Genomic DNA, 23,824 nt, shown 5'->3' with positions numbered 1-23,824 from the left:
CGGTTATTATGCTTGCTTCAGACGTTCGCTAAGCGTCTCAATAATCCAGGTATTGACTGATACCTGTTCTTCCGCAGCCGCCGAGCTGAGACGTTCGCCGAAAGACTCCGGGTAGCGCAGGGTAAATGTTTTCAGTTTCTCTGGATGAACGTAGGGATCAATTCCCGCCTCCCGGCAATCCTCGAGATATTCTCGCAGGGAAATTTCGCCCTCTTCTTGTAGCCCCTGAATACTGTCAGAAACAAAATCGCAGTAGCCAGACAACCCAAGGAACTTGCCGCGAAAGGCATTAAGTTCAGGCACATAGTTGATGACCGCGGGCTGCCCGGCGATCTCCATTGAGTTAGGCGTTTTAGGTTTGATCATGGTTTTACTCCTATGCTTGTTAACCAGTCGCGCACACTCTCCACTGCGCCTTTATCGGTATCCGGTGAAGGATGAGGCCGATGAAAATTGGCAATGCTCTGGTTTAGTAAAAATTTGCATCGCGACCCGCGCCCTTCTTTGATCTGCCCACCTAACGCTTTTATCAGCGACTCAATATCCGTCCATTTAATACCTTGCGGCACGGGAGTTTTGAAGAGTTGCTCCAGCGTGTTGCGCTGCTTTTTGCGTAAGGATAATACCTGCTGCTCCATCGCACCTCCTACGACCTCATCCTTTGAAGTCACATACTATGATAGCGTAGAATGAAGTCAATCCCTACCTCTTCCGGTATTTCTCAACCATTAATAAACCATCTGAATTATACGCTTGGTTAATTATTTCCCTTCGCTAATAATCACGTCTCATTTAACGATCTCGTTATGGCGAGGCTCCTGCATAAACATAAGTTACCGCCCTGCTGGTATCGAGAGAGACCACTCAGGGAAATACAGGCATCCATCGAATCAAGGTGTTGCCAAGGTAACTTCTGGCGGTATTTTCCGTTCAGATACGTTGTGCAGTGCTAAACCCAGGACGTAGGGATCTGCCTGTGCGCACCCTGTCTTGTTCGCCCCTATGAGTGATTTTCTTAGGGTATATCTCATGTCATCTATTCAGCACTGCACCGCGCATCTGCCCGCTGCCAACTTTGACGGCGATGCTATCGCGCAATACATGCGTACCGATTTTATCACCCTGCCTGAGCACCTCAGCGTCTCTGAAGCGCGGGAACTGTTTATCTCCCGGCTCGCCAGCGATGAGATCCCCGGCCAGGTTTTTGTGGTGGCCGGTAAGAAGCTACGCGGAAGCTTATCAATTAAAAAACTGCTTCAGGAGAACGAGACGGCGCAGCCCATTCGCTACCTGATGGACAGCTGCCTGTTTCGCGTCAGGCCCGATGACGAGCGCCAGCAGGTGGTGGCGGAACTGACCGAACGCGGGCTCGATCTGGTGCCGGTGGTCGACAAAGGCGAACTGGTGGGCTGTCTGATGGAAAAAGAGATTGCCCATCTGCTGGAGGATGACGTCACCGAAGATGTTCACCGCCAGGGGGCAACGCTGCCGTTGGATCAGCCTTATCTGGAGATCAGCCCGTGGGCGCTGTGGAAGAAGCGAGCGGTATGGCTGCTGCTGCTGTTCGTGGCGGAAGCCTACACCAGCAGCGTGCTTCAACACTTTGGCGAGGCGCTGGAATCCGCCATTGCGCTGGCCTTTTTCATCCCGCTGCTGATTGGCACCGGCGGCAACAGCGGTACGCAGATCACCTCCACGCTGGTGCGCGCCATGGCGCTGGGGGAAGTCCGGTTACGGGATATGGGACGGGTGATCCGCAAAGAGGTGACCACATCGCTGCTGATTGCCATTACCCTTGGGCTGGCGGGATGCATCCGCGCCTGGATGATGGGCATCGGCATGGAAATCACGATGATCGTCAGCCTGACGCTGGTGTGCATTACCCTGTGGAGCGCGGTGGTGTCGTCGGTGATCCCGATGGTGCTCAAGCGCGTCGGGATTGACCCGGCGGTGGTCTCCGCACCGTTTATCGCCACGCTGATCGACGGTACCGGGCTGATTATTTACTTCAAAATCGCCCAGCACTTTCTTGGCCTGAATTAAAGATGTCGGGGCGCGCCAGAATGATGCCGAGAACTATGCCGAGAGCCAGCGCATTCCTGCGGCTTTCATGTCTCGCTCCTGGTCGCTGCCCCGGGTAGCAAACACGCGCTGTACCGGAAAACCACTCTGCTCTAGCAGATAACCAAGCGCGGCGTATTCACGCGGGTATTTTGCGACCAACGAGGAGTCAATCTCCGTGGGTCCCTGCGGGAAAGTGAAGGTTCCCATATCGTAGATACTCTGGCGATGGAACAGTCTCCACACGCCGTCGCGCTTTTCAGCCATATCATAAAAACGGTTATGGCACTCACAGCCGATATTCAGCCGGGTGTTTTCAGCAATAATCACCGCGCAGGTTTCGAGAATAGCCCGGCTGCCGTCATCGCTGAACTGCACGACGGGTGACGCGATAAGGTGACGGGTGCGCAGCTCAGAGGCGCCCATGCGGATCGAACCATCGATAAAATCGCTGGCCAGCCCTTCAAACCAGGTGATTTCTATCGTCCCGTCCGGGTGAAACAGGCCACGTAATTTATCCCATTCGCTCAGGTCACGATGGATCCAGCCGGTCATCAAGTCATTAAGCTGCTGACGGTCTTGTAATTGGCTATGCATGTTGGTCTCTCCGATTAGTGAACCGGGTGTAGTTTGTGCCCGCGATACAATAAACTCAAATATACAGATTTCATCAATCAATCACTTTTAGTGATTAATGAGGCTCTATGGAACTTCGTCATCTACGCTACTTTTTGGCCGTCGCCGAGGAGAGCCATTTCGGTCGCGCCGCGGAACGTCTGCATATCGTGCAGCCTGCGCTGAGTAAGCAGATTAAAGATCTGGAAAATGAGCTGGGTGGCGCATTGTTTATCCGCTCAAGCCGCCGGGTGATGCTTACTGAAGCCGGGAAGCTGCTGCAGGTTCAGGCACAAAATATCCTCGCCCAGACTGAGCATAGTCGCTTAATGGTCGAGCGTTCACTCAAAGGAGAAATGGGCCAGGTACGCGTCGGTTTTGCCGGTAATGCGGTGCTCAGCGGCCTGCTGGTTGCCGATATGCGGCTTTTTCACCAGCGCTATCCGCAGGCCGAACTGACGGTGCAGGAGCTGGAACCGCATCAGCAAATTGATGCGATTCTTAATGACCAGCTGGATATTGGCTATCTGCCGGACTTTCAGGGAGCAAGCCACCCGGCGCTGCGCTGCGAAGCCGTCGGCAGCTGGCAACGGTTTGTGGCGATGAGACAGGATAACCCGCTGGCCGCTCACCCGCAGCTGACCGTAGCAATGCTGGCGGAGGAGCCGCTAATCCTCTACGCCAGCCACGATGCAGATGCGCAGCTGGCGTCTGCTTTGCAGGCGCTCAACCCAGGTCACCCCCAGCGCATATCCCGCGCCTCGGGGACGCTGAGCGTGCTGGCAATGGCCGGTGCCGGACTGGGGGTGGCCCTGGTCCCCGAACCGGTGGTGCAGGTTGGCATTCCGGATATTGTCTACCGTCCCCTGAATGACCCGGCGCTTTGCGCCAGTCTGCTTCGGGTGAGCCGCAAAGAGGAGATTAACGGAGCTGCCCGCGCCTGGCAGGCGCTATTCCGTCACGCTTCAGTTGCAGAAGACTAATCCGCCAGCGCCTGCGCGCAGGCCCAGGCGGAAGACCACGCCCACTGGAAGTTATAGCCGCCCAGCCAGCCGGTCACATCCATCACTTCACCGATAAAGTAGAGTCCCGGCGCCTTGCGGGCTTCCATGGTACGTGACGACAGTTCGTTGGTATCTACGCCGCCGAGGGTGATTTCCGCGGTGCGGTAGCCTTCGGTGCCGTTCGGCTGGACGCGCCAGGCGGTCAGCGTCTCCACCAGCAGCTCCTGATCGCGCAGGTTCAGCTGTTTCAACGTGACATCCGGTATCTGTCCCAGCAGCTGCAGACACTCCACCAGGCGCTTCGGCAGCTGCATGGCGAGTGTATTTTTCAGGCTCTGGTTGGGGTGCTCGCGGCGCTGCTCGTTGAGAAAATCATCGAGATGGCAGTCCGGCAGCAGATTGATACTGACAAACTCACCCGGCTGCCAGTAGCTGGAAATTTGCAGCACCGCCGGCCCGGAAAGCCCACGGTGGGTAAACAGCAGGTTTTCACGGAACAGCGTGCCGTCCTGCGCCGTGATGGTTGATGGTACCGAGACGCCGGAGAGCACCTGCAGCTGTTCCAGCAGCGGTTTGTGCAGGGTGAAGGGCACCAGGCCGGCGCGAGTGGGCAGCACCTTGAGGCCAAACTGCTCGGCAAGCTTATAGCCGAACGGCGAGGCGCCCAGCCCCGGCATCGACAGGCCACCTGAGGCCACCACCAGTTTTTTCGCCGCCACCGCGTCGCCGTTCAGCTGCAGGGTGTAGCCCTCATCGTCGCGTTCGACGCTGATAATCTCGCTGCGCAGGCGGATCTGCACCGCCCCTTTTTCGCATTCGGCCAGCAGCAGGTCGACAATTTGCCCGGCGGAATCATCGCAAAACAGCTGGCCGAGGGTCTTCTCATGCCAGGCGATGCCGTGCTTGCCGACCAGTTCGATAAAATCCCACTGGGTGTAGCGCGCCAGCGCAGATTTGCAAAAATGCGGATTTCGGCTGAGATACGCCGCCGGTTCAATATACATATTGGTAAAGTTGCAGCGCCCGCCGCCGGACATCAGGATCTTACGACCCGGCTTTTTGCCATTATCCAGCAGCAGCACACGCTGCCCTGCCTGGCCCGCCAGCGCTGCACAAAACATTCCCGCCGCACCGGCGCCGATTACAATGGCATCAAACCTTTCCACACAACTTTCCTCATATCCCGATTGTCGGGAATTGTAAATTTTTCACTCTGGTCGCACCAGCACGAAAATCCATGTATTTAGATACATCATTGAAAGATATAAGATTAATCTCAAGGGAGTGAAAAACAGACAGGAAGAAAATCAAAAAAAGTCTATATTTCACTTTGCCCGCGCCGCTAAAGTCCCTGATAATGCGCCGCGTTCATGTCCTCAAAATGGCGTAACGTCCTATGCTACATTTATTTGCCGGTCTGGATTTACATACCGGACTATTACTATTGCTTGCTTTAGCTTTCGTGCTGTTTTACGAAGCGATTAACGGTTTTCATGATACCGCAAACGCGGTTGCAACTGTGATTTACACACGCGCAATGCGGTCGCAACTTGCTGTTGCGATGGCGGCCCTCTTCAACTTCTTCGGCGTGCTGTTAGGTGGCCTTAGCGTCGCTTATGCCATCGTGCATATGCTGCCGACCGACCTGCTGCTTAATATGGGTTCCGCACATGGCCTCGCCATGGTGTTCTCTATGTTACTGGCCGCGATTATCTGGAACCTCGGCACCTGGTATTTTGGTCTGCCGGCCTCCAGTTCACATACGCTGATCGGCGCTATCATCGGTATTGGTTTAACCAATGCGCTGATGACCGGCACCTCAGTGGTTGACGCGCTGAATATCCCGAAAGTGATCGGAATTTTCGGTTCGCTTATCATCTCGCCGATCGTCGGCCTGGTGGTCGCTGGCGGGCTGATTTTCATTCTGCGTCGCTACTGGAGCGGTACCAAAAAACGCGCCCGTATCCACCTGACCCCGGCGGAACGTGAAAAGAAAGACGGTAAGAAAAAGCCGCCGTTCTGGACCCGTATCGCGCTGATTCTGTCAGCCATTGGCGTATCGTTTTCGCACGGTGCCAACGATGGCCAGAAAGGCATTGGTCTGGTCATGCTGGTGCTTATCGGTGTCGCCCCGGCGGGCTTCGTGGTCAACATGAACGCCTCCGGCTACGAAATCACCCGGACTCGTGATGCGGTCAACAACGTGGAAACCTTCTTCCAGCAGCGTCCTGAGCTGTTGAAGAAAGTCACCGGCGTTGATCAACTGGTGCCGTCTCCGGACACCGGCGCGACGCCAAACGGTGAATTCCATTGCCACCCGGCGAACACTATTAACGCGCTGGATCGTGTGAAGACCGCGTTGACCGGTATCGAAAGCTATGACGCCCTCTCGGTCGATCAGCGTGCTCAGCTGCGCCGCATTATGCTGTGCATCTCCGATACCACCGACAAAGTCGCGAAGCTTCCGGAAGTGAATGCAGACGATCAGCGCCTGCTGAAGAAACTGAAAACCGATATGCTGAGCACCATCGAGTACGCGCCAATCTGGATCATTATGGCGGTTGCTCTGGCGCTGGGTATCGGCACCATGATCGGCTGGCGCCGCGTGGCGACCACTATCGGTGAGAAAATTGGTAAGAAAGGCATGACCTACGCACAAGGTATGTCAGCCCAGATGACCGCCGCCGTTTCGATTGGTCTGGCGAGCTATACCGGTATGCCGGTTTCGACCACCCACGTGCTCTCCTCCTCTGTTGCGGGGACGATGCTCGTCGATGGCGGTGGCCTGCAGAGAAAAACCGTCACCAGCATTCTGATGGCGTGGGTTCTCACCTTACCGGCCGCGATTCTGCTCTCCGGCGGATTGTACTGGCTCTCGCTGAAGCTTATCTAACGCGGGTATCAGCACATGATAAAAACGGGTCAGGAAACTGGCCCGTTTTTTTATCTGACCACCGGTCAGTGCCAGATCAGCAACGCAATCAGACTCACCACCACCAGGCCACACAGCGCGCTGGTCAGGATAAATTGCCGCCGTACCCGCTCGCAGCGACGAATAAACTCATCATCATGATGATCGCGATAACGCTGGCCGTAGATATACCAAACCAGACGCATCTGTTTACCCGGCTGCCCATGCGAGGTGAAAAAGCCGCCACCATCGACATATTGATAAAGCAAGGGATCGCAACCACGTAGCACAACCAATAACGCACGCAGTGAAGAGAAGTAGCGTGCCATATTCACCACACAAACGATACACAGGGCCCAAAACAGCGCAATAGTGCTGATCATACTTCCTCCCCGGCGACCCACCCTCGGAGACGTCTCCGGGGCTAGCGCTCCCCAATACCCAACCCAACATACAATACGAGAGTGAGATACCGATCACGTTTATTTATCCGATCGGCTCATTAAATAGTGTAGGAGATCAGTCAATTTTTTTACCACAAGGTTAATCGTTATCAATACGTAAGACGGATATATTTGTTTAACTTTTGATGGACCAGGTGCATTGACGGAGCGCGAGGGGCGCTATAAGGTAGAAATATCTTCTACAATTAAGTCCTTAACAGGATGAACCCCCGCGGATTAGCGCGCAGGACGCGGGCGAAGCGACAGCACCAGCTGTCTGGTCCAATGGTCATCGACAACTTATGGAAGGAGTAACACTATGGCTTACAAACATATTCTTATTGCAGTAGACCTCTCCCCGGAAAGCAAAGTGCTGGTAGAAAAAGCCGTTTCAATGGCCCGACCTTACAATGCCAAGGTTTCTCTGATTCACGTGGATGTGAATTACTCCGACCTCTACACCGGCCTTATCGATGTCAATCTGGGCGACATGCAGAAACGCATTTCTGAAGAGACCCACCACGCGCTGAGCGAGCTGTCCACCAATGCGGGCTATCCGATTACCGAAACCCTGAGCGGCAGCGGCGATCTCGGCCAGGTGCTGGTTGATGCGATTAAAAAATACGATATGGACCTGGTGGTCTGCGGTCACCATCAGGATTTCTGGAGCAAGCTGATGTCCTCCGCGCGCCAGCTGATCAACACCGTTCATGTCGATATGCTGATTGTTCCGCTGCGCGACGAAGAAGACGAATAACCGTCGCACTGTAGACCTTCAGAATGCCAACGCCCGCCATCGCGGGCGTTGTTGTTTTTAGCGGTCGTGAACCGGCCTGAGCCACATTATCCCTGGTATTTCACCCTCGCCTCCCCCTCGCAAGAGAGACAGAATAACAATCCACAAAATTATTAATGATTAGTGTGATCAACCAATTATAAGAAATATAATTCGTATAATAATCTACAAACATAGCAAATGACCGAATCATTGCGCTTAAGAATACTTTTTCAGCGCGTTCTGGCATACGCGTTCATACTTTTTTGGGATAGAACTTTAAGGCGAAGGAATATGAAAACTACTGCACCTACTGGGTTGTTGAAGCAACCACGGCCGTTCTTCATGATTTTTTTTGTGGAATTATGGGAGCGATTTGGCTATTACGGCGTCCAGGGGATTCTGGCCGTCTTCTTTGTTAAACAGCTCGGATTTTCTCAGGAACAGGCGTTTATTACCTTTGGTGCCTTCGCGGCGCTGGTGTATGGCCTGATCTCGATCGGTGGCTATGTCGGCGACCATTTGCTCGGCACCAAACGCACGCTGGTGCTCGGCGCGGTGGTGCTGGCGCTGGGCTACTTTATGACCGGGATGTCGCTGCTCAAGCCTGACCTGATTTTTATCGCTCTGGGGACTATCGCCGTCGGTAACGGCCTGTTTAAAGCCAACCCCGCCAGCCTGCTGTCAAAATGCTATCCGCCCAAAGACGCGCGTCTTGATGGGGCCTTCACCCTGTTTTATATGTCGATTAATATCGGCTCGCTGCTGTCGCTGTCGCTGGCGCCGGTGATCGCCGAGAAGTTTGGCTATGCCGTCACCTATAACCTGTGCGGCGCGGGGCTGATTATCGCGCTGCTGGTCTATTTCGCCTGCCGGGGAATGGTCAAAGATATCGGTTCTGAACCGGACCATCGTCCCTTAGTGCTGCGTAACCTGCTGTATGTTCTGGTGGGTACGGTGGCGATGGTGTTCCTCTGCGCCTGGCTGCTGCATAACGTTAAAATCGCCAACCTGGTGCTGATTGTGCTCTCCATCGTGGTGATCATTTTCTTCTTCCGTGAGGCCTTCAAACTCGATAAGACCGGGCGCAATAAAATGTTTGTCGCCTTTATCCTGATGCTGGAGGCGGTGCTGTTTTACATTCTGTACGCGCAGATGCCGACCTCGCTCAACTTCTTCGCCATCAATAACGTCCATCACGAGATCCTCGGCATCACCATTAACCCGGTGAGCTTCCAGGCGCTGAACCCGTTCTGGGTAGTGGTAGCCAGCCCGGTACTGGCGGCGATCTACACGCGGCTGGGCAATAAAGGCAAAGACCTGACCATGCCGATGAAGTTTACCCTCGGGATGTTTTTATGTTCGCTGGGATTCCTGACCGCCGCGGCCGCGGGGATCTGGTTTGCCGATGCCCAGGGGCTGACGTCGCCGTGGTTTATCGTGCTGGTGTATCTGTTCCAGAGCCTCGGGGAATTGCTGATTAGCGCCCTCGGCCTGGCGATGGTCGCCGCGCTGGTGCCGCAGCATTTGATGGGCTTTATTCTCGGGATGTGGTTCCTGACCCAGGCGGCAGCTTTCCTGATGGGCGGCTATGTTGCGACCTTCACCGCCGTGCCGGAAAATATCACCGACCCGCTGCAAACCCTACCGATCTACACCAACGTCTTCGGCAAGATTGGCCTGGTGACCTTGGGAGTAACGATAGTGATGGCGGTTCTGGTGCCGTGGCTCAACCGGATGATCAATACGCCGACCAGCGACCAGTAACTCGGTGGTTAACCTCAGCGGGCAACACCGGCTGAGGTTAACCTTTGCGCGCGGCAATCCAGTCCTGTACTTCGATAACAAACTCGTCCGGCGCTTTGCGGTACATCTTACGCGCCAGGTCCAGAATGGTATGCTGCCCTAAGGCCTCTTCCATGCGCTGCTGGGCCATATCCATCACCGATCGCACGCCGCAGATCCCTTCGCAGGCCCATTCCGGCGGACGTTCGTCAAACACCGCCAGCCGCTGGCGAATTTCCCGACACTCAAAAATGCGCTTATCGCCATCAATGGCGTTCACCACATCGAGTACCGTGATATGTTCCGCCGGCTTCGCCAGCTGGAATCCGCCGCCCTTGCCTTCCGTGCTGCGCACCAGGCCGGCCTTCGAAAGGCGGGTAAAGATTTTGGCCAGGTAATCGTAGGGCACGCTTTGCAGATCGGCGATTTCGCGCACGCTCATATCGCGGGCGTCGCCTTTGCTGTCCACCATACACATCAGGCTATGGATGCCGTACTCAACACCGGAACTGTAGAATGCCATGCTCTTATCTCAGCCAAAATAAATCTGAGTTATTGTAGCTTTTTCGCCATAGCCTTACCACAAAGATAAAATATCCCGTCGTCCATAAAATTTTTAAACTTTTTATTATCAATTAGATAAATACAAATCAACCCAGCCAAACCGCTCTGCGTTGCAAATCAGATTGCAATTACATACTACGACAAATAGAATCCGAGTAAACATATCGTCGTTAACAGTGAGTGAAACCATCATGGGTAAACAAATTCTGGTAGTCGGTGCCGGCTTTGCGGGAATGTGGGCCGCGCTTAGCGCTGCTCGCCTCGCCGATCAACATCAATCACAGGCCGTAGAGATCACGGTGATTGCCCCGCAGCCTGAACTGCGGGTGCGTCCGCGCTTTTATGAAAATGCCGTCGAGACCCTGGTAGCGCCGTTGCAGCCGCTGTTTGACGTGACTGGCGTGCGCTTCCTGCGCGGGACGGTTTCCCGGATCCTTCCGGCCAGCAAAACCGTGACCTGGACTGATGCCAACGGCATCATGCAGCAGCAGAGCTACGACCGGTTAGTTCTGGCCAGCGGCAGCCACGTCAACCGTTCACTGGTGGCCGGCGCCGATACCCACGCCTTCGATCTCGATCAGCTGGAGAGCGCCAGCGAGCTGGAATCGCACCTGAAATCCCTTGCTCATGAGGCCGACAGTGAGTCACGCAATACCGTGGTGGTATGCGGCGGCGGTTTCACCGGTATCGAGATGGCGCTGGAGCTGCCCGGCAAATTGCGGGAGATCCTCGGCTCGAATTCTAAGACCAGAGTAGTCGTAGTTGAGCGCGGGCCGCAGCCGGGTTCACGCTACAGCGAAGCATTACGCGAGGTTATCGTCCAGGCCTCTGCAGAGCTTGGCGTTGAATGGCGGGTGAATACCGAAGTAGAACGCGTGGATGCCGACGGCGTGATGCTGAAAGACGGCCAGTACATCGCCTCCCGGACCGTTATCTGGACCGTTGGCGTCGAGGCCAACGGCCTGACGGCGCAGATTGATGCCCCGCGCGATCGCCAGGGCCGCCTGCATGTGAATACGGCGCTTCAGGTGGTGGGCCATGACGATATCTATGCGACCGGTGACGTGGCCTATGCGGCCACCGATGACAAAGGTAACCATGCGTTGATGACCTGCCAGCACGCAATTTTGCTGGGTAAATTTGCCGGTAATAACGCGGCTGCCAGCCTGCTCAACGTGATGCCGCTGCCCTATCGTCAGGAAAACTACGTGACCTGTCTCGACCTCGGGGCGTGGGGTGCGGTCTATACCGAAGGCTGGGATCAGCAGGTGAAGCTGACCCGGGAAGAGGCGAAGAAGCTGAAGATGTCCATTACCCAGGAGTTGATCTATCCGCCAAAGGCCGAGAAAACCGCCGCCTTTGAGATGGCCGACCCGCTGGCACCGTTTGTTTAATCCGTCACTCTCAGGGATCTCCCGGAGGCGGTGCTACGCACCTGTCCGGGCTACAACATCTCAAACCGCATGGACCCGTAGCCCGGTCAGCGCAGCGCCACCGGGGAGTTTCCCGCAGGCGGTGCTACGCCCCGTCCAGGCGACAACATACTAAACCGCACGGACCCGTAGCCCGGTCAGCGCAGCGCCACCGGGGAGTTTCCCGGAGGCGGTGCTACGCACCTGTCCGGGCTACAACATCTCAAACCGCATGGACCCGTAGCCCGGTCAGCACAGCGCCACCGGGGAGTTTCCCGCAGGCGGTGCTACGCCCCGTCCGGGCGACAACATACTAAACCGCACGGACCCGTGGCCCGGTCACGCCGTTCCAGCGTAGATATCGAAACGGTGGCCTTTGGTGACCACCGCGTTCGGCGTGGCGACTTCGGCCAGCGGCGGCGCGTAATCCGGGCGTTTCACCACCACCCGTTTGGTTGCCAGCTGCCGTGCCGGCGCCAGCAGCCCGTCGGCATCCAGATCCGGTCCCACCAACGACTGAAACACACGCATCTCTTTCTTCACCAGCGCGCTTTTCTGCTTGTGCGGGAACATCGGGTCCAGATAGACCACCTGCGGACGCGGCGTAATATCCGTCAGCGCCGTCAGGCTGGAAGCATGAATCAACTGCAAACGCTCGCGTAACCACGGGCCGATTTCCGGGTCGGCATAGCCGCGTGCCAGCCCGTCATCGAGCAGGGCCGCCACCACCGGATTACGCTCCAGCATCCGCACCCGGCAGCCGACCGCCGCCAGCACAAAGGCATCCCGCCCCAGTCCCGCCGTCGCATCCACCACCTCTGGCAGGTAGTCGCCTTTCACGCCAACGGCTTTCGCCACCGCTTCACCGCGACCGCCGCCAAATTTACGCCGGTGGGCCATGGCCCCGCCGACAAAATCAACGAAGATCCCGCCGAGCTTCGGCTCATCGCGCTTGCGCAGCTCCAGATGCTCCGGGGTCATCACCAGCGCCATCGGGTTGTCATCATCCTGTTCCAGCCCCCAGCGGGTCGCAAGAACAGATAAGGCGCCGTCTCCGGCGCCCGTTTCATCGACTAAGCAAATTTTCACGAAACGCTTAGCCCTTGATCCCGTAATGATCGAGCATCGCGTCCAGCTGCGGCTCACGCCCACGGAAGCGTTTGAACAGCACCATTGGCTCTTCGGAACCACCGCGGCTCAGGATGTTATCGAGGAACGACTGACCGGTTTCGCGGTTGAAAATCCCCTCTTCTTCAAAGCGAGAGAAGGCGTCTGCCGCCAGCACGTCGGCCCACAGATAGCTGTAGTAACCTGCCGCATAACCACCGGCAAAGATGTGGCTGAAGGCGTGCGGGAAGCGGCCCCACGACGGCCCTGGCACCACGGCCACCTGCTTTTTGATTTCCGCGAGGGTCTCGAGAATTTTCGCCCCTTGCTCCGGCTGGTATTCTGCATGCAGACGGAAGTCGAACAGGCCAAACTCCAGCTGACGCAGGATGAACAGCGCCGCCTGGTAGTTTTTCGCAGCCAGCATTTTGTCGAGCAGCGCCTGCGGCAGCGGCTCACCGGTTTCATAGTGGCCAGAGATAAACGCCAGCGCTTCCGGCTCCCAGCACCAGTTTTCCATAAACTGGCTCGGCAGTTCGACCGCATCCCACGGCACACCGCTGATGCCGGAGACCCCGGCGGTATCAATGCGGGTCAGCATGTGGTGCAGGCCGTGGCCGAATTCGTGGAACAGGGTAATCACTTCGTCGTGGGTAAACAGCGCCGGCTTGCCGTTCACCGGGCGGTTGAAGTTACAGGTCAGGTAGGCGACCGGTTTTTGCAGCGAACCGTCGAGTTTACGCATCTGGCCAACGCAATCATCCATCCACGCCCCACCGCGCTTGTGCTCACGCGCGTACAGGTCGAGATAGAAGCTACCGCGCAGCTCGTTGCTCTCGTCATACAGTTCGAAGAAACGAACCTCCGGGTGCCAGACGTCGATGTCCGTGCGCTCTTTCGCGGTAATCCCGTAAATGCGCTTAACCACTTCGAACAGGCCATTAACGGCTTTGTTTTCCGGGAAGTACGGACGCAGCTGCTCATCGCTGATGCTGTAGAGATGCTGTTTTTGTTTTTCGCTGTAGTAAGCAATATCCCACGGCTGCAGTTCGTCGACGCCATATTCGGCTTTGGCGAAGGCGCGCAGCTGGGCCAGCTCTTTCTCGCCCTGCGGACGCGCGCGTTTTGCGAGGTCGGTCAGAAAGTCGAGCACCTGCTGCGGATTTTCGGCCATTTTGGTCGACAGCGATTTAAAGGCATAGCTTTCAAAGCCCAGTAATTGGGCCAGCTCGTGGCGCAGCGCGAGGATTTCCGCCATCACCGGGCTGTTATCCCATTTACCGGCATTCGGACCCTGGTCTGACGCACGGGTGGAGTAGGCACGATACAGCTCTTCGCGCAGCGCCTGGTTGTCGCAGTAGGTCATCACCGGCAGATAGCTCGGGATATCCAGGGTCAGCAGATAGCCTTCCTGTTCTTTCGCCTGAGCCTGGGCCTGAGCCGCCGCCAGCGCGCTTTCCGGCATCCCGGCCAGCTCGGCTTCGTCGGTCACCAGCTTGCTCCAGCCCATGGTGGCGTCGAGGACGTTGTTGCTGTACTGGTTGCCAAGCTCAGACAGGCGCGCGGCAATCTCGCCGTAACGCTGCTGTTGCTCTTTGGCGAGGCCAATACCGGACAGTTCGAAATCACGCAGCGCGTTATCGACCGCTTTCTTCTGGGCGGTATTCAGGGTGGCGTAATGGTCGCCATCGCGCAGGTCGCGGTAGGCTTTGTACAGGCCTTCGTGCTGGCCAACCCAGGTGCTGTATTCCGACAGCAGCGGCAGGGTTTGCTCGTAGGCTTCACGTAGTTCAGGGCTGTTTTTCACCGAGTTCAGGTGGCTGACCGGGGAGAAGATGCGTCCCAGTACGTCATCCACTTCAGCCAGCGGCTGGCAGAGGGTTTCCCAGCTGTACGGCGCGCCTTGCGCCACCACGCTTTCTACCGATGCCCGGCAGTCGTCCAGCGCTTTGCTGACCGCAGGGACGACATGTTCCGGCTTGATCGCAGAAAAAGGCGGCAAAGAAAAAGGCGTCAGTAATGGATTGGTCATAAGCGCAGTCCTGTTGAAAAGGGTAAATGAAGCGCGCGTTCCGGCGCTTTAGCATGAGATCTAGAATGGGGGATCGTTGCGGGAATTTCAATGTCACGCCGTGCCAGGCGCCGGGTATTACTGCAATAAGCCCGGCCGTTGAGCAAAATCCCGGCTGGCACGATGCTTCGCCGGGCTGTGTGAGATCAATGCGCTTTCTGCGCCATCTGATAAGCCGCCGGCAGATTCAGCCGCTGCCAGAACTGCTGGTCGGCGCTCTCACCCGACAGCGGGTAGCCCGCCGGTAGCGCGGTTTTCACCATCAATGCCCGACGCTGCGCCCCTGAAAGATGAGGCAGTGCGGTCTCCAGCAGCACCTCCGCCCCTTCAGGCGCCGTCAGCTCGGGCTTCTCGCCCTTCTGCTGCGCCAGATTATAGGTCATGGTGAACTGGTAAAAGGCGTTCATGGCCGGGTCGCGGTAGGGATCGTCTTTCCCGGCGGATTTTGCACACTCGGCAAGCGACGTGCCGCACTCTTTTTCCAGCGCCGCGCGCAGTTGATCGCGCGCCTCATTGAACAGCGCGTGATACTTCGCGTCGTTGAGGTAATGCGCAACGTTACGTTGCGCCACCATCCGCGACCCCATCACATCCAGCGGATAATGCACGCCGAGCACGATGCGGGAGTATCCATAGCGCGCGCCGCGCGTCACCAGGGCATCAAAGCGCTCCGGGATCATTTCCGCCATCAACAGCGCATCGGTATAGCCGGTGTTGGTGTGTCCGCTGGGGAACGAGCCGCCGTCGGCGGTATAGGGCTGGTTATCCTTGACCACCACGTCGTCCGGCACCAGATGAATGGTATTGCCCTGGATCAGGAACGGGCGCGGGTAGTTAAAATGCTTTTTCGCCGCCCCGGTGCTGACTTCACTGGCCTTAATCAACGCCGCCGCTTTACCCAGCTCGCCTTTATCGTAAGCGGTGAGGAAGGCTTTCCCCAGCCGCGGGCCCAGCGCATCGCTGAGGAAGTAGAGATAGCTAATCCCTTCCGCATCCGCCAGCGCCTGATGACGGGTCGCCTGAGTCGCATCGCGGTTAATGGCGGTCACCGTTGCCAGGTTGGCCTTCACCACCGCATCCGGGAGGGTGCTGAAAGCGGCAAGCAGCGCAATGCCCGCCTGTTGGTTTTCTTTCCCCTGAAAATCATAACCGCTGGCCTTCAGCCAGGCCTTATCTGCCTGGGTTTTATTCTGTTTCGCGTGCTCCAGTTGGTCGCGGGTGAGGGTCGCGGCATCACCTTTCAGCGCCGCGCGTAGCCGGCTCAACGCCTGACTTTCAAGGTCGTCAAACGCCGGGCTGGCCGCCGCGGGCGTGACGCTACCGGCGATTGCCGCCGCCTGATTTACCGGTACCGTGTGCGCCAACGCCGGCAGCGCCAGGATCAATGCTGATGTCAAAAGTGTGATTTGCAGTTTCATTATTTTTCCTTTTATTCAAACAATTACCTTGCCTGCAGGCGACGCTAGCGCAGATTTTTGACACTTTTATGACCCATTCACGTTTTGCAATCCTTTCACCACGATTGAAACAGCGTGGCGCCGCAGCGGTAATCCGGGCGGATCTGCGGTAAACTATCGGTAATCTTGTTCAATTCCCGGAATCTCTGCATCCATGCTCAGTTATCGCCACAGCTTTCACGCAGGCAACCACGCCGACGTCCTTAAACACACCGTTCAGAGTCTGATCATTGAATCGCTGAAAGAGAAAGAAAAACCGTTTCTCTACCTGGACACCCACGCTGGCGCGGGTCGCTATCAGCTGAGCGGCGAACACGCCGAACGCACCGGTGAATACCTCGAAGGGATCGCTCGCATCTGGCAGCAGGACGACCTGCCGGCCGAGATGGAAGCCTATATTTCCGTGGTCCAGCATTTCAACCGCAGCGGTCAGCTGCGCTACTATCCGGGTTCTCCGCTGATTGCCCGCCAGCTGCTGCGTGAGCAGGACAGCCTGGATCTGACCGAACTGCACCCGAGCGACTTCCCGCTGCTGCGTTCTGAATTTCAGAAAGATAACCGCACGCGGGTGGCTAAGGCCGATGGCTATCAGCAGCTGAAGGCGAAGCTTCCACCCGTCTCCCGTCGCGGCCTGATTCTGATCGACCCGCCGTATGAAATTAAAAGCGATTACCAGGCCGTGGTCGCCGGGATCCATGAAGGCTATAAACGCTTTGCCACCGGCACCTACGCGCTGTGGTATCCGGTGGTCCTGCGCGCGCAAATTAAGCGCATGATCAAAGAGCTGGAAGCCACCGGTATTCGCAAAATCATGCAAATTGAACTCGCCGTGCGTCCGGACAGCGACCAGCGCGGCATGACCGCTTCCGGGATGATCGTTATCAACCCGCCGTGGAAGCTGGAACAACAGATGAACAACGTGCTGCCGTGGCTGCATAAGAAGCTGTCGCCGACGGGAAATGGCCATGCCACCGTCAGTTGGATCGTCCCTGAGTAATCGCAACCATCGGTGGAACCTTTTACGCCTCGCGCTACAATCGCGGTCAATCAACGATTAAGAGCCTGCTCGGACAGGCTCTTCTAAGGATATACGCTATGAGCAAACATTATGACTACATCGCTATCGGCGGCGGCAGCGGCGGTATCGCCTCCATCAACCGTGCGGCAATGTATGGCCAAAAGTGCGCGCTGATTGAAGCTAAAGATCTGGGCGGCACCTGCGTGAACGTCGGCTGCGTACCGAAGAAAGTGATGTGGCATGCGGCGCAGATTCGCGAAGCGATTCACCTGTATGGCCCGGATTACGGTTTCGACGCCACCATCAATCACTTCGACTGGGATAAACTGGTCGCCAGCCGTAGCGCGTATATCGATCGTATTCATACCTCCTACGACAACGTGCTGGGCAAAAACAAGGTCGATGTAATCAAAGGCTTTGCCCGTTTTGTCGACGCGCACACCGTGGAAGTAAACGGTGAGACCCTCACCGCCGATCATATCCTGATCGCCACCGGTGGCCGTCCGAGCCATCCGTCGATTCCGGGCGCTGAATATGGCATCGACTCCGACGGTTTCTTCGAGCTGCCGGCACTGCCGAAGCGCGTTGCCGTGGTCGGTGCGGGCTATATCGCCGTTGAGCTGGCGGGCGTGATCAATGGTCTGGGTGCCGAAACCCACCTGTTCGTGCGTAAACACGCGCCGCTGCGCAGCTTCGATCCGCTGATAGTCGACACGCTGGTTGAAGTGATGAACGCCGAAGGGCCGCAGCTGCACACGACTTCAATCCCGAAAGCGGTAGTGAAAAACGCGGACGGCAGCCTGACGCTGAAGCTGGAAGATGGCCGTAGCCAGACCGTCGATTGCCTGATCTGGGCTATCGGTCGTGAACCGGCGAACGATACGATCAACCTGGCAGCCGCTGGCGTAAAAACCAACGACAAAGGCTATATCGCGGTCGATAAATTCCAGAACACCAATGTGGCAGGGATCTACGCCGTCGGCGACAACACCGGTGCGGTAGAACTGACACCAGTAGCGGTAGCCGCGGGCCGTCGCCTGTCCGAACGCTTGTTCAACAACAAGCCGGACGAGCATCTGGACTACAGCAATATCCCGACCGTGGTCTTCAGCCACCCGCCGATCGGCACCGTCGGTTTAACCGAACCGCAGGCGCGCGAGCAGTATGGCGATGACGCCGTGAAGGTCTATAAATCCTCCTTCACCGCCATGTACACCGCCGTTACCTCACACCGCCAGCCGTGCCGCATGAAGCTGGTTTGCGTCGGTCCGGAAGAGAAGATTGTCGGCATTCACGGCATCGGTTTCGGCATGGATGAAATGCTGCAGGGCTTCGCGGTCGCGCTGAAAATGGGCGCCACCAAGAAGGACTTCGACAACACCGTGGCGATTCACCCGACCGCAGCGGAAGAGTTCGTCACCATGCGTTAATCCTCCCGGCCCCGTGTTCTCACGGGGCTTTTTTTATCGGCTCCTGGTTTTGCAGGATCGCGTGGCCGATGTAGTTACTCCAGTTAAAGCTGTTTTGCAGCACCACCACCGCATTCTGATGCGCTTTATCGAAACCGATATAGCTGGCATAGCCGCCGATATACCCCACCTGATAGGTAATTTTCTGCTCGCCAAGGGTATCGGTCACCCAGGCAATATTGGCCGCCTCTTTTTCCCGCGCATAGTACTCGACGCTGACGTCGGCAAAAGCCTTATCCAACGCAGCATGATGGGTCGGCGAGAAATGGGCGCGGGCGTATTCAATCAGGTCGCGGGCGTTGCTGTACAGGCTCGCCGCCCCCACCATATTGTTGCTGAACTGCCAGTCCGGGGTCAGCGCGCCGCGAGATTTAAACTTCGGCTGGTCCCCCGCATGACCAAGGGCCCGCTGCGGATAGCCGCGCAGCGTCTGCGGCGCGTAGCTGGTATTGCGCATTGCCAGCGGCTGAAAAATCATCCGCGACGCCAGGGTTTCCACCGACTCACCGGTCTGATAGTTGAGGATGTAGCCGAGGATCGCGTAGCCCAGATTGGAGTATTCGGGTTCACGACTCGCGGGGGCGTTAAAGGTGCGCAGATAGCCCAGCACCTTGTCGCTATCCAGCTCATGGTAGAAGTTTTCGCCGTCGCTCAGATAGGCCAGCAGATGTTCCAGCGACAGCAGGTTCATCGGCTGGCGCGGCAGGCCGGAAGTGTGGGTCACCAGCTGTAACAGGGTGATGTTTTTAGCATCGTTGCTCAGCGGCGTGCCCGGCGGCAGCAACGTCAGCAGCGTATCATCCCAGTGCAGCCGACCCTCGTTCACCAGCAAGGTAATCACCTCGGCGGTGGTTCCTTTACTCAGAGAGCCCAGCGCAAAAAGCGTGTCCGGGGCGATCGGGTACTGGTTTTTGCTGTCGGTTACCCCATAGCAGTGAAACTCTGCCGGGCCATTATGCTGGATGATCGCCACCACCACGCCGCTGACCTGCTTTTGCTGCATATAGCGGGTGACGAAGGCATCGACGGGCATCGGTTGCCCGTTTTGCGCAACCAGCGTGGTGGCATCAGAGGGAACGCTCATTTGCGAGAGCGTTCCGGAGCATCCTACAAGCAGCAGTGACGCCAATAACACAGGGCTCAGCTGCCTGTTCAAACCACACCTTCCTGCCGTACTGAAACCAATGGGGAGAAGCCAAGAGGCCTGGATCGTAACGGCTGTCAACGATCATTGCAAAGCGAACAGGCTGAAAATATCGCCGTTTTTATCCAATTCTGGATAATCACGCCGTACCATTATTGCCATGACGCATAAATGCCGGACGTTGGTTCAGCGCCATATACCAGTGCTCCACTGCCGGCATCTCCGGATGGGCAAACGGGGTCATTTTCCAGCGATGCACCGACAGGCCAAGCACAATATCCGCTAGCGTAAAATGCGCCCCCGTGACCCAGCCACCGGTGTGCTGAAGCTGCGACTCGACGATCTGTACGCAGCGGGTCCACGCCGCAATGCTCTCTTTGAGCGCCACCGGATCCTGAAAACGCGGGTCTTTGCGCACCAGGCCCATAAACGCATAGCGCCAGGCATTGTTGAACTCGGTGGCCTGCCAGTCCATCCAGCGTTCAACATCCGCTGCCTGTCGTGGCGCCACGGGCAGCAGATCTTCCCGTCCGGCTTTGCGCGCCAGATACCGGCAGATGCTATTGGACTCCCACAGAACCATATCGTCATCCAGCAGCACCGGCACCAGACCGTTAGGGTTGAGGGCGAGAAACGCCGCCGTGTCGGTCGGCTGGAAGCCGCTGCCGTAATCCTCCTGCTGATATTCCAGCCCTGCTTCCTCGCAGGTCCATAACACTTTACGCACGTTAATTGAGGTACGTTTGCCCAGTATGCTTAGCATTGTGAATTCCTTTAGCGATGAGACGTCTCTTTCACCCTACTCTAACAGGCAGCTTGTCGGATAATGTGTATAGTTGATTTCAGCCTTTTTTGCTGACACAGGAACCCGCCATGCTGACTCCGTTTAACGTTTTAACGCCGGGCAATATCCGTTTTGGTCGCGGTCTTGCCGGGAGCGCCGCCCCCTGGCTGGCGCAGCATACCGCTCAGGTCCTCCTGATCCACGGCGCCAGCCCGCAGCGGGCGCAGTTTTTACTGGACGCCCTCCATGCCCAGGAAATCCACGTTGTCACCCTGTCTATCACCCGCGAACCGTGTCTGGAAGATATCGAACAGGGGGTACGTCTGGCGCGTGAACAGGGCATCGGCGCGGTGGTCAGCCTCGGCGGCGGTGCGGTAATCGACGCGGGGAAAGCCATTGCCGCACTGGTGCCGGCATCCGGGCCGGTGATTGATTATCTGGAAGTCGTGGGCAACGGGCGGCAATTAGAAGCGCAGCCGCTGCCGTTTGTCGCGATCCCGACCACCGCCGGCACCGGCGCGGAAGTCACGAAGAATGCGGTGATTAACGTCACCCAGCAGCAGCGCAAAGTCAGCCTGCGCGATGACCGCATGCTACCGGACCTGGCGATTGTCGACCCGGCACTCACCGATAACGCCCCGCGCTCGGTAACGCTCGGTTCCGGCCTTGACGCCATTACCCAGCTTATCGAACCCTGGCTGTGCACCCGGGCGAATCCCTTTACCGATGCGCTGTGCCGGGCGGCGATTCCACGGGGGATCAGGGCGCTCAATACGCTGATGGCAAGAGAGTGTCCGGACAGCCGCGATGAGATGGCCTGGGTCAGCCTGTGCGGTGGCCTGGCGTTAGCCAATGCCGGGCTTGGCGTGATTCACGGGCTGGCTGGCCCGTTGGGCGGCCTGAGCCCCGCCTCGCACGGCGCACTCTGCGGCAGCCTGCTGCCTTACGGGCTCGCGCTCAATGAGTCACAGATTAGCGATCCTGCCATACTCGGGCGCTTTGCCGAGGTCCGGCAGTGGCTGGCTGACGGGCTGAACATCGAGGCGGAGACCGCCTGGGACAGCCTGCGCGACTGGAGCCGCCGCGCCGGGCTGGGGAATCTGCGCGATCTGGGGGTGCCGCACGAGGCCCTGGAACCCGCGGCGCTGGCCGCCAGCAGCTCTTCATCAATGAAAGCCAATCCCGCACGCCTCGATAGCGAGCAGCTGCTGGAAATGCTGGAGGCGGCCTGGGAGTAATTTCCCCATCCCATCCGCCATAATTAGATTTTGTTGCAAAAACAATGGCGCCGCAGCCGGATGCTCACGGCGGCGCCATTGAGAACATTTTATGTTTAAAATCATAGCATTGTAAAAACAGCGTTTTCTTCCCTCGCTGATAACTGTGACACGACGCACAGTTTTTCTCCCGAACACCGAAGCGAATGACTACGCTTATTAATCAGGCCGGGAGAGGCCCGGCGTCCTGAACTGACGCGATCCGGAGGTCCGTATCACTATGTCCAGCCAGACATTACGCAACGATAATAGCAGCGCGCTGCCGATCGAAGACGAACTGCGCTACGGCGTCGATCCGTATGAGTTAAAACTGGATGAAATGTTCGATGCCGAACCGGAGCCGGAGATCATTGAAGGCTTTCCGGCTTCGGATGCCCTGACGCCCGCAGACCGTTATCTGGAGCTGTTTACCCACGTCCAGCGCTCGCGCATCTTTGCCGACAGCAAAACCTTCCCCGACTGTGCGCCCAGGCAGGATCCGCTGGATATTTTGATTGCCTACCGTCGGCAAAAGCGGATGCCGGAGTTCGATCTGCGGCAGTTCGTCGAAGATCATTTCTGGCTGCCGGATCATCGGGCGGAAGATTACATCTCCGATCCAGACCGATCGCTAAAAGAGCATATCGATCACCTTTGGCCGTTCCTCACTCGCGAGCCGCAGGATCATATTCCCTGGTCGTCGCTGCTGGCGCTGCCGCAGTCGTATATCGTGCCCGGCGGGCGCTTTAGCGAAACCTACTACTGGGACTCCTATTTCACCATGCTGGGGCTGGCGGAAAGCGGCCGCGAGGACCTGCTGAAATGCATGGCGGATAACTTTGCCTGGATGATCGAGACCTACGGGCATATCCCCAACGGCAACCGCACCTACTATCTCAGCCGCTCGCAGCCGCCGGTCTTTGCCCTGATGGTGGAGCTGTTTGAGGAAGATGGCGTGCGCGGGGCGCGGCGTTACCTTGATCATCTGAAGCTGGAGTACCAGTTCTGGATGGACGGCGCCGACTCGTTAATCCCCAACCAGGCCTATCGCCATGTGGTGCGTATGCCGGACGGCTCGCTGCTGAACCGCTACTGGGACGACCGGGATACGCCGCGCGATGAATCCTGGCGAGAAGATGTCGAAACCGCAAGGCACTCCGGGCGCCCGGCCAATGAGGTCTATCGCGATCTGCGCGCCGGTGCTGCCTCCGGGTGGGACTATTCCAGCCGCTGGCTGCGCGAGATGACCCGGCTGGCGAGTATTCGCACCACCCAGTTCATCCCCATCGATCTGAACGCGTTCCTGTTCAAACTGGAAAACACCATCGCCAACCTGAGCGGGCTCAATGGCGACCGGGAGGCGGAAACCGCTTTTCGCCACAAGGCCAGCGAGCGTCGGGCCGCGGTAAACCGCTATCTGTGGGATGAGGAGAGCGGCTGCTTCCGCGACTACGACTGGCGACGTGAGCAGCTGGCGCTGTTTTCCGCCGCCAGCATCGTGGCGCTGTATGTCGGGATGGCGACCCACGAACAGGCTAACCGGCTCGCCGCGGCGGTTCGCGCCCGCCTGTTAACCCCCGGCGGGATCATGGCCACCGAGTACGACAGCGGTGAGCAGTGGGATAAACCCAACGGCTGGGCGCCGTTACAATGGATGGCGGTGCAGGGCTTTAAAATGTATGGCCAGGACGCGCTCGGCGACGAAATCGCCCACAGCTGGCTGCACACGGTGAACCACTTCTACAAGCAGCACCACAAGCTGATTGAGAAATACCATATTGCCAGCAGCGTTCCCCATGCCGGTGGCGGTGGTGAATATCCGTTGCAGGATGGCTTCGGCTGGACCAACGGCGTGGTGCGTCGGCTGATCGGGCTTTACGGCGAACCCTTATAACCAGGTGCTATTCCGCCCGCTCCGGTCCTGTTATCGTCATACAACAACTCCTCG

The 23,824-nt window shown here is 57.4% G+C and carries 21 protein-coding genes and 1 riboswitch; of the genes, 10 read left to right on the top strand and 11 right to left on the bottom strand.

What is annotated here, in order from left to right; translation table 11 throughout:
• Nucleotides 1–6 precede the first annotated feature (6 nt).
• Complete coding sequence (locus HF679_RS19880) at nucleotides 7–366, bottom strand: type II toxin-antitoxin system HicB family antitoxin (protein ID WP_123757236.1); 360 nt, start codon at nucleotides 364–366, stop codon at nucleotides 7–9.
• Complete coding sequence (locus HF679_RS19875) at nucleotides 363–638, bottom strand: type II toxin-antitoxin system HicA family toxin (protein ID WP_154144961.1); 276 nt, start codon at nucleotides 636–638, stop codon at nucleotides 363–365. The genes HF679_RS19880 and HF679_RS19875 overlap by 4 nt, the downstream gene beginning before the upstream one ends.
• A gap of 155 nt (nucleotides 639–793) precedes the next feature.
• A riboswitch (M-box (ykoK) riboswitch) is annotated at nucleotides 794–975 on the top strand.
• Nucleotides 976–1,029: 54 nt separating this feature from the next.
• Here HF679_RS19875 and HF679_RS19870 point away from each other — a divergent pair.
• Nucleotides 1,030–2,043: a magnesium transporter gene (locus HF679_RS19870; protein ID WP_154144959.1), complete on the top strand. Its 1,014-nt coding sequence runs from the start codon at nucleotides 1,030–1,032 to the stop codon at nucleotides 2,041–2,043.
• Nucleotides 2,044–2,076: 33 nt separating this feature from the next.
• On the opposite strand, the gene HF679_RS19865 is transcribed toward HF679_RS19870, so the two are convergent.
• Nucleotides 2,077–2,658, bottom strand: coding sequence for a nuclear transport factor 2 family protein (locus HF679_RS19865; protein WP_123757233.1), 582 nt, complete (start codon nucleotides 2,656–2,658; stop codon nucleotides 2,077–2,079).
• A gap of 107 nt (nucleotides 2,659–2,765) precedes the next feature.
• On the opposite strand from HF679_RS19865, the gene HF679_RS19860 reads away from it, so the two are divergent.
• Nucleotides 2,766–3,659 carry a LysR substrate-binding domain-containing protein gene (locus HF679_RS19860; RefSeq protein ID WP_123757232.1) on the top strand — a complete coding sequence of 298 codons (894 nt, stop codon included), beginning with the start codon at nucleotides 2,766–2,768 and terminating at the stop codon, nucleotides 3,657–3,659.
• Here the strand turns inward: HF679_RS19860 and HF679_RS19855 are convergent.
• On the bottom strand, nucleotides 3,656–4,846 hold the full coding sequence (locus HF679_RS19855; RefSeq protein WP_187042327.1) for an NAD(P)/FAD-dependent oxidoreductase: 1,191 nt from the start codon (nucleotides 4,844–4,846) through the stop codon (nucleotides 3,656–3,658). The genes HF679_RS19860 and HF679_RS19855 overlap by 4 nt on opposite strands.
• 230 nt (nucleotides 4,847–5,076) lie before the next feature.
• On the opposite strand from HF679_RS19855, the gene pitA reads away from it, so the two are divergent.
• Nucleotides 5,077–6,573, top strand: coding sequence for an inorganic phosphate transporter PitA (gene pitA / locus HF679_RS19850; protein WP_123757230.1), 1,497 nt, complete (start codon nucleotides 5,077–5,079; stop codon nucleotides 6,571–6,573).
• Between the two features lie 65 nt (nucleotides 6,574–6,638).
• Here the strand turns inward: pitA and uspB are convergent, their stop codons facing one another.
• A complete protein-coding gene (uspB, locus tag HF679_RS19845) occupies nucleotides 6,639–6,974 on the bottom strand; it encodes a universal stress protein UspB (protein ID WP_123757229.1) in 336 nt (111 codons plus the stop codon).
• A gap of 379 nt (nucleotides 6,975–7,353) precedes the next feature.
• On the opposite strand from uspB, the gene uspA reads away from it, so the two are divergent.
• Entirely contained in the window at nucleotides 7,354–7,791 is a 438-nt protein-coding gene (gene uspA, locus HF679_RS19840) for a universal stress protein UspA (RefSeq protein WP_004126268.1), read from the top strand.
• 312 nt (nucleotides 7,792–8,103) lie between these two features.
• Nucleotides 8,104–9,576, top strand: coding sequence for a dipeptide/tripeptide permease DtpB (gene dtpB, locus HF679_RS19835; RefSeq protein ID WP_187042326.1), 1,473 nt, complete (start codon nucleotides 8,104–8,106; stop codon nucleotides 9,574–9,576).
• A gap of 37 nt (nucleotides 9,577–9,613) precedes the next feature.
• On the opposite strand, the gene HF679_RS19830 is transcribed toward dtpB, so the two are convergent.
• Nucleotides 9,614–10,117 (bottom strand): RrF2 family transcriptional regulator, encoded by a 504-nt coding sequence (locus HF679_RS19830; RefSeq protein WP_123757227.1) that lies wholly within the window; start codon nucleotides 10,115–10,117, stop codon nucleotides 9,614–9,616.
• 232 nt (nucleotides 10,118–10,349) lie between these two features.
• Here HF679_RS19830 and HF679_RS19825 point away from each other — a divergent pair, with 232 nt between their 5' ends.
• On the top strand, nucleotides 10,350–11,552 hold the full coding sequence (locus HF679_RS19825; RefSeq protein WP_154144957.1) for an NAD(P)/FAD-dependent oxidoreductase: 1,203 nt from the start codon (nucleotides 10,350–10,352) through the stop codon (nucleotides 11,550–11,552).
• A gap of 357 nt (nucleotides 11,553–11,909) precedes the next feature.
• On the opposite strand, the gene rsmJ is transcribed toward HF679_RS19825, so the two are convergent.
• From rsmJ to HF679_RS19810, 3 genes are all read right to left on the bottom strand, one after another.
• Nucleotides 11,910–12,659: a 16S rRNA (guanine(1516)-N(2))-methyltransferase RsmJ gene (gene rsmJ / locus HF679_RS19820; protein ID WP_123757225.1), complete on the bottom strand. Its 750-nt coding sequence runs from the start codon at nucleotides 12,657–12,659 to the stop codon at nucleotides 11,910–11,912.
• 7 nt (nucleotides 12,660–12,666) lie between these two features.
• Nucleotides 12,667–14,709, bottom strand: coding sequence for an oligopeptidase A (gene prlC, locus HF679_RS19815; protein ID WP_123757224.1), 2,043 nt, complete (start codon nucleotides 14,707–14,709; stop codon nucleotides 12,667–12,669).
• Between the two features lie 185 nt (nucleotides 14,710–14,894).
• A complete protein-coding gene (locus tag HF679_RS19810; RefSeq protein WP_187042325.1) occupies nucleotides 14,895–16,166 on the bottom strand; it encodes an acid phosphatase in 1,272 nt (423 codons plus the stop codon).
• Between the two features lie 193 nt (nucleotides 16,167–16,359).
• On the opposite strand from HF679_RS19810, the gene HF679_RS19805 reads away from it, so the two are divergent.
• Nucleotides 16,360–17,202 (top strand): 23S rRNA (adenine(2030)-N(6))-methyltransferase RlmJ, encoded by an 843-nt coding sequence (locus HF679_RS19805; protein WP_123757222.1) that lies wholly within the window; start codon nucleotides 16,360–16,362, stop codon nucleotides 17,200–17,202.
• Between the two features lie 98 nt (nucleotides 17,203–17,300).
• A complete protein-coding gene (gene gorA, locus HF679_RS19800; RefSeq protein ID WP_187042324.1) occupies nucleotides 17,301–18,653 on the top strand; it encodes a glutathione-disulfide reductase in 1,353 nt (450 codons plus the stop codon).
• Between the two features lie 19 nt (nucleotides 18,654–18,672).
• Here the strand turns inward: gorA and HF679_RS19795 are convergent, their stop codons facing one another.
• Both HF679_RS19795 and HF679_RS19790 read right to left on the bottom strand, forming a co-directional pair.
• Nucleotides 18,673–19,776 carry a serine hydrolase domain-containing protein gene (locus HF679_RS19795; RefSeq protein ID WP_187042323.1) on the bottom strand — a complete coding sequence of 368 codons (1,104 nt, stop codon included), beginning with the start codon at nucleotides 19,774–19,776 and terminating at the stop codon, nucleotides 18,673–18,675.
• A gap of 199 nt (nucleotides 19,777–19,975) precedes the next feature.
• On the bottom strand, nucleotides 19,976–20,599 hold the full coding sequence (locus tag HF679_RS19790) for a glutathione S-transferase family protein (protein ID WP_154144289.1): 624 nt from the start codon (nucleotides 20,597–20,599) through the stop codon (nucleotides 19,976–19,978).
• Nucleotides 20,600–20,709: 110 nt separating this feature from the next.
• Between HF679_RS19790 and HF679_RS19785 the strand changes: the two genes are divergently transcribed.
• Complete coding sequence (locus HF679_RS19785) at nucleotides 20,710–21,858, top strand: iron-containing alcohol dehydrogenase (RefSeq protein WP_123757219.1); 1,149 nt, start codon at nucleotides 20,710–20,712, stop codon at nucleotides 21,856–21,858.
• A 259-nt stretch (nucleotides 21,859–22,117) separates the two neighbouring features.
• Nucleotides 22,118–23,770, top strand: coding sequence for an alpha,alpha-trehalase (locus HF679_RS19780; protein ID WP_154144290.1), 1,653 nt, complete (start codon nucleotides 22,118–22,120; stop codon nucleotides 23,768–23,770).
• Nucleotides 23,771–23,824 lie beyond the last annotated feature (54 nt).

The organism is Enterobacter sp. JUb54 (genome assembly GCF_014298075.1).
In the GTDB taxonomy this organism is placed as follows: Bacteria; Pseudomonadota; Gammaproteobacteria; order Enterobacterales; family Enterobacteriaceae; genus Klebsiella; species Klebsiella lignicola.
Note: the sequence above shows the minus strand (reverse complement) of the source record. Positions and strands in the feature narration are given on the sequence as shown.

Bases quoted from the DNA above. Each gene is read 5' to 3' on its own strand.
- HF679_RS19880 (WP_123757236.1), bottom strand. From the start codon at position 366: ATGATCAAACCTAAAACGCCTAACTCAATGGAGATCGCCGGGCAGCCC.
- HF679_RS19875 (WP_154144961.1), bottom strand. From the start codon at position 638: ATGGAGCAGCAGGTATTATCCTTACGCAAAAAGCAGCGCAACACGCTG.
- HF679_RS19870 (WP_154144959.1), top strand. From the start codon at position 1,030: ATGTCATCTATTCAGCACTGCACCGCGCATCTGCCCGCTGCCAACTTT.
- HF679_RS19865 (WP_123757233.1), bottom strand. From the start codon at position 2,658: ATGCATAGCCAATTACAAGACCGTCAGCAGCTTAATGACTTGATGACC.
- HF679_RS19860 (WP_123757232.1), top strand. From the start codon at position 2,766: ATGGAACTTCGTCATCTACGCTACTTTTTGGCCGTCGCCGAGGAGAGC.
- pitA (WP_123757230.1), top strand. From the start codon at position 5,077: ATGCTACATTTATTTGCCGGTCTGGATTTACATACCGGACTATTACTA.
- uspB (WP_123757229.1), bottom strand. From the start codon at position 6,974: ATGATCAGCACTATTGCGCTGTTTTGGGCCCTGTGTATCGTTTGTGTG.
- uspA (WP_004126268.1), top strand. From the start codon at position 7,354: ATGGCTTACAAACATATTCTTATTGCAGTAGACCTCTCCCCGGAAAGC.
- dtpB (WP_187042326.1), top strand. From the start codon at position 8,104: ATGAAAACTACTGCACCTACTGGGTTGTTGAAGCAACCACGGCCGTTC.
- HF679_RS19830 (WP_123757227.1), bottom strand. From the start codon at position 10,117: ATGGCATTCTACAGTTCCGGTGTTGAGTACGGCATCCATAGCCTGATG.
- HF679_RS19825 (WP_154144957.1), top strand. From the start codon at position 10,350: ATGGGTAAACAAATTCTGGTAGTCGGTGCCGGCTTTGCGGGAATGTGG.
- prlC (WP_123757224.1), bottom strand. From the start codon at position 14,709: ATGACCAATCCATTACTGACGCCTTTTTCTTTGCCGCCTTTTTCTGCG.
- HF679_RS19810 (WP_187042325.1), bottom strand. From the start codon at position 16,166: ATGAAACTGCAAATCACACTTTTGACATCAGCATTGATCCTGGCGCTG.
- HF679_RS19805 (WP_123757222.1), top strand. From the start codon at position 16,360: ATGCTCAGTTATCGCCACAGCTTTCACGCAGGCAACCACGCCGACGTC.
- gorA (WP_187042324.1), top strand. From the start codon at position 17,301: ATGAGCAAACATTATGACTACATCGCTATCGGCGGCGGCAGCGGCGGT.
- HF679_RS19795 (WP_187042323.1), bottom strand. From the start codon at position 19,776: ATGAGCGTTCCCTCTGATGCCACCACGCTGGTTGCGCAAAACGGGCAA.
- HF679_RS19790 (WP_154144289.1), bottom strand. From the start codon at position 20,599: ATGCTAAGCATACTGGGCAAACGTACCTCAATTAACGTGCGTAAAGTG.
- HF679_RS19785 (WP_123757219.1), top strand. From the start codon at position 20,710: ATGCTGACTCCGTTTAACGTTTTAACGCCGGGCAATATCCGTTTTGGT.
- HF679_RS19780 (WP_154144290.1), top strand. From the start codon at position 22,118: ATGTCCAGCCAGACATTACGCAACGATAATAGCAGCGCGCTGCCGATC.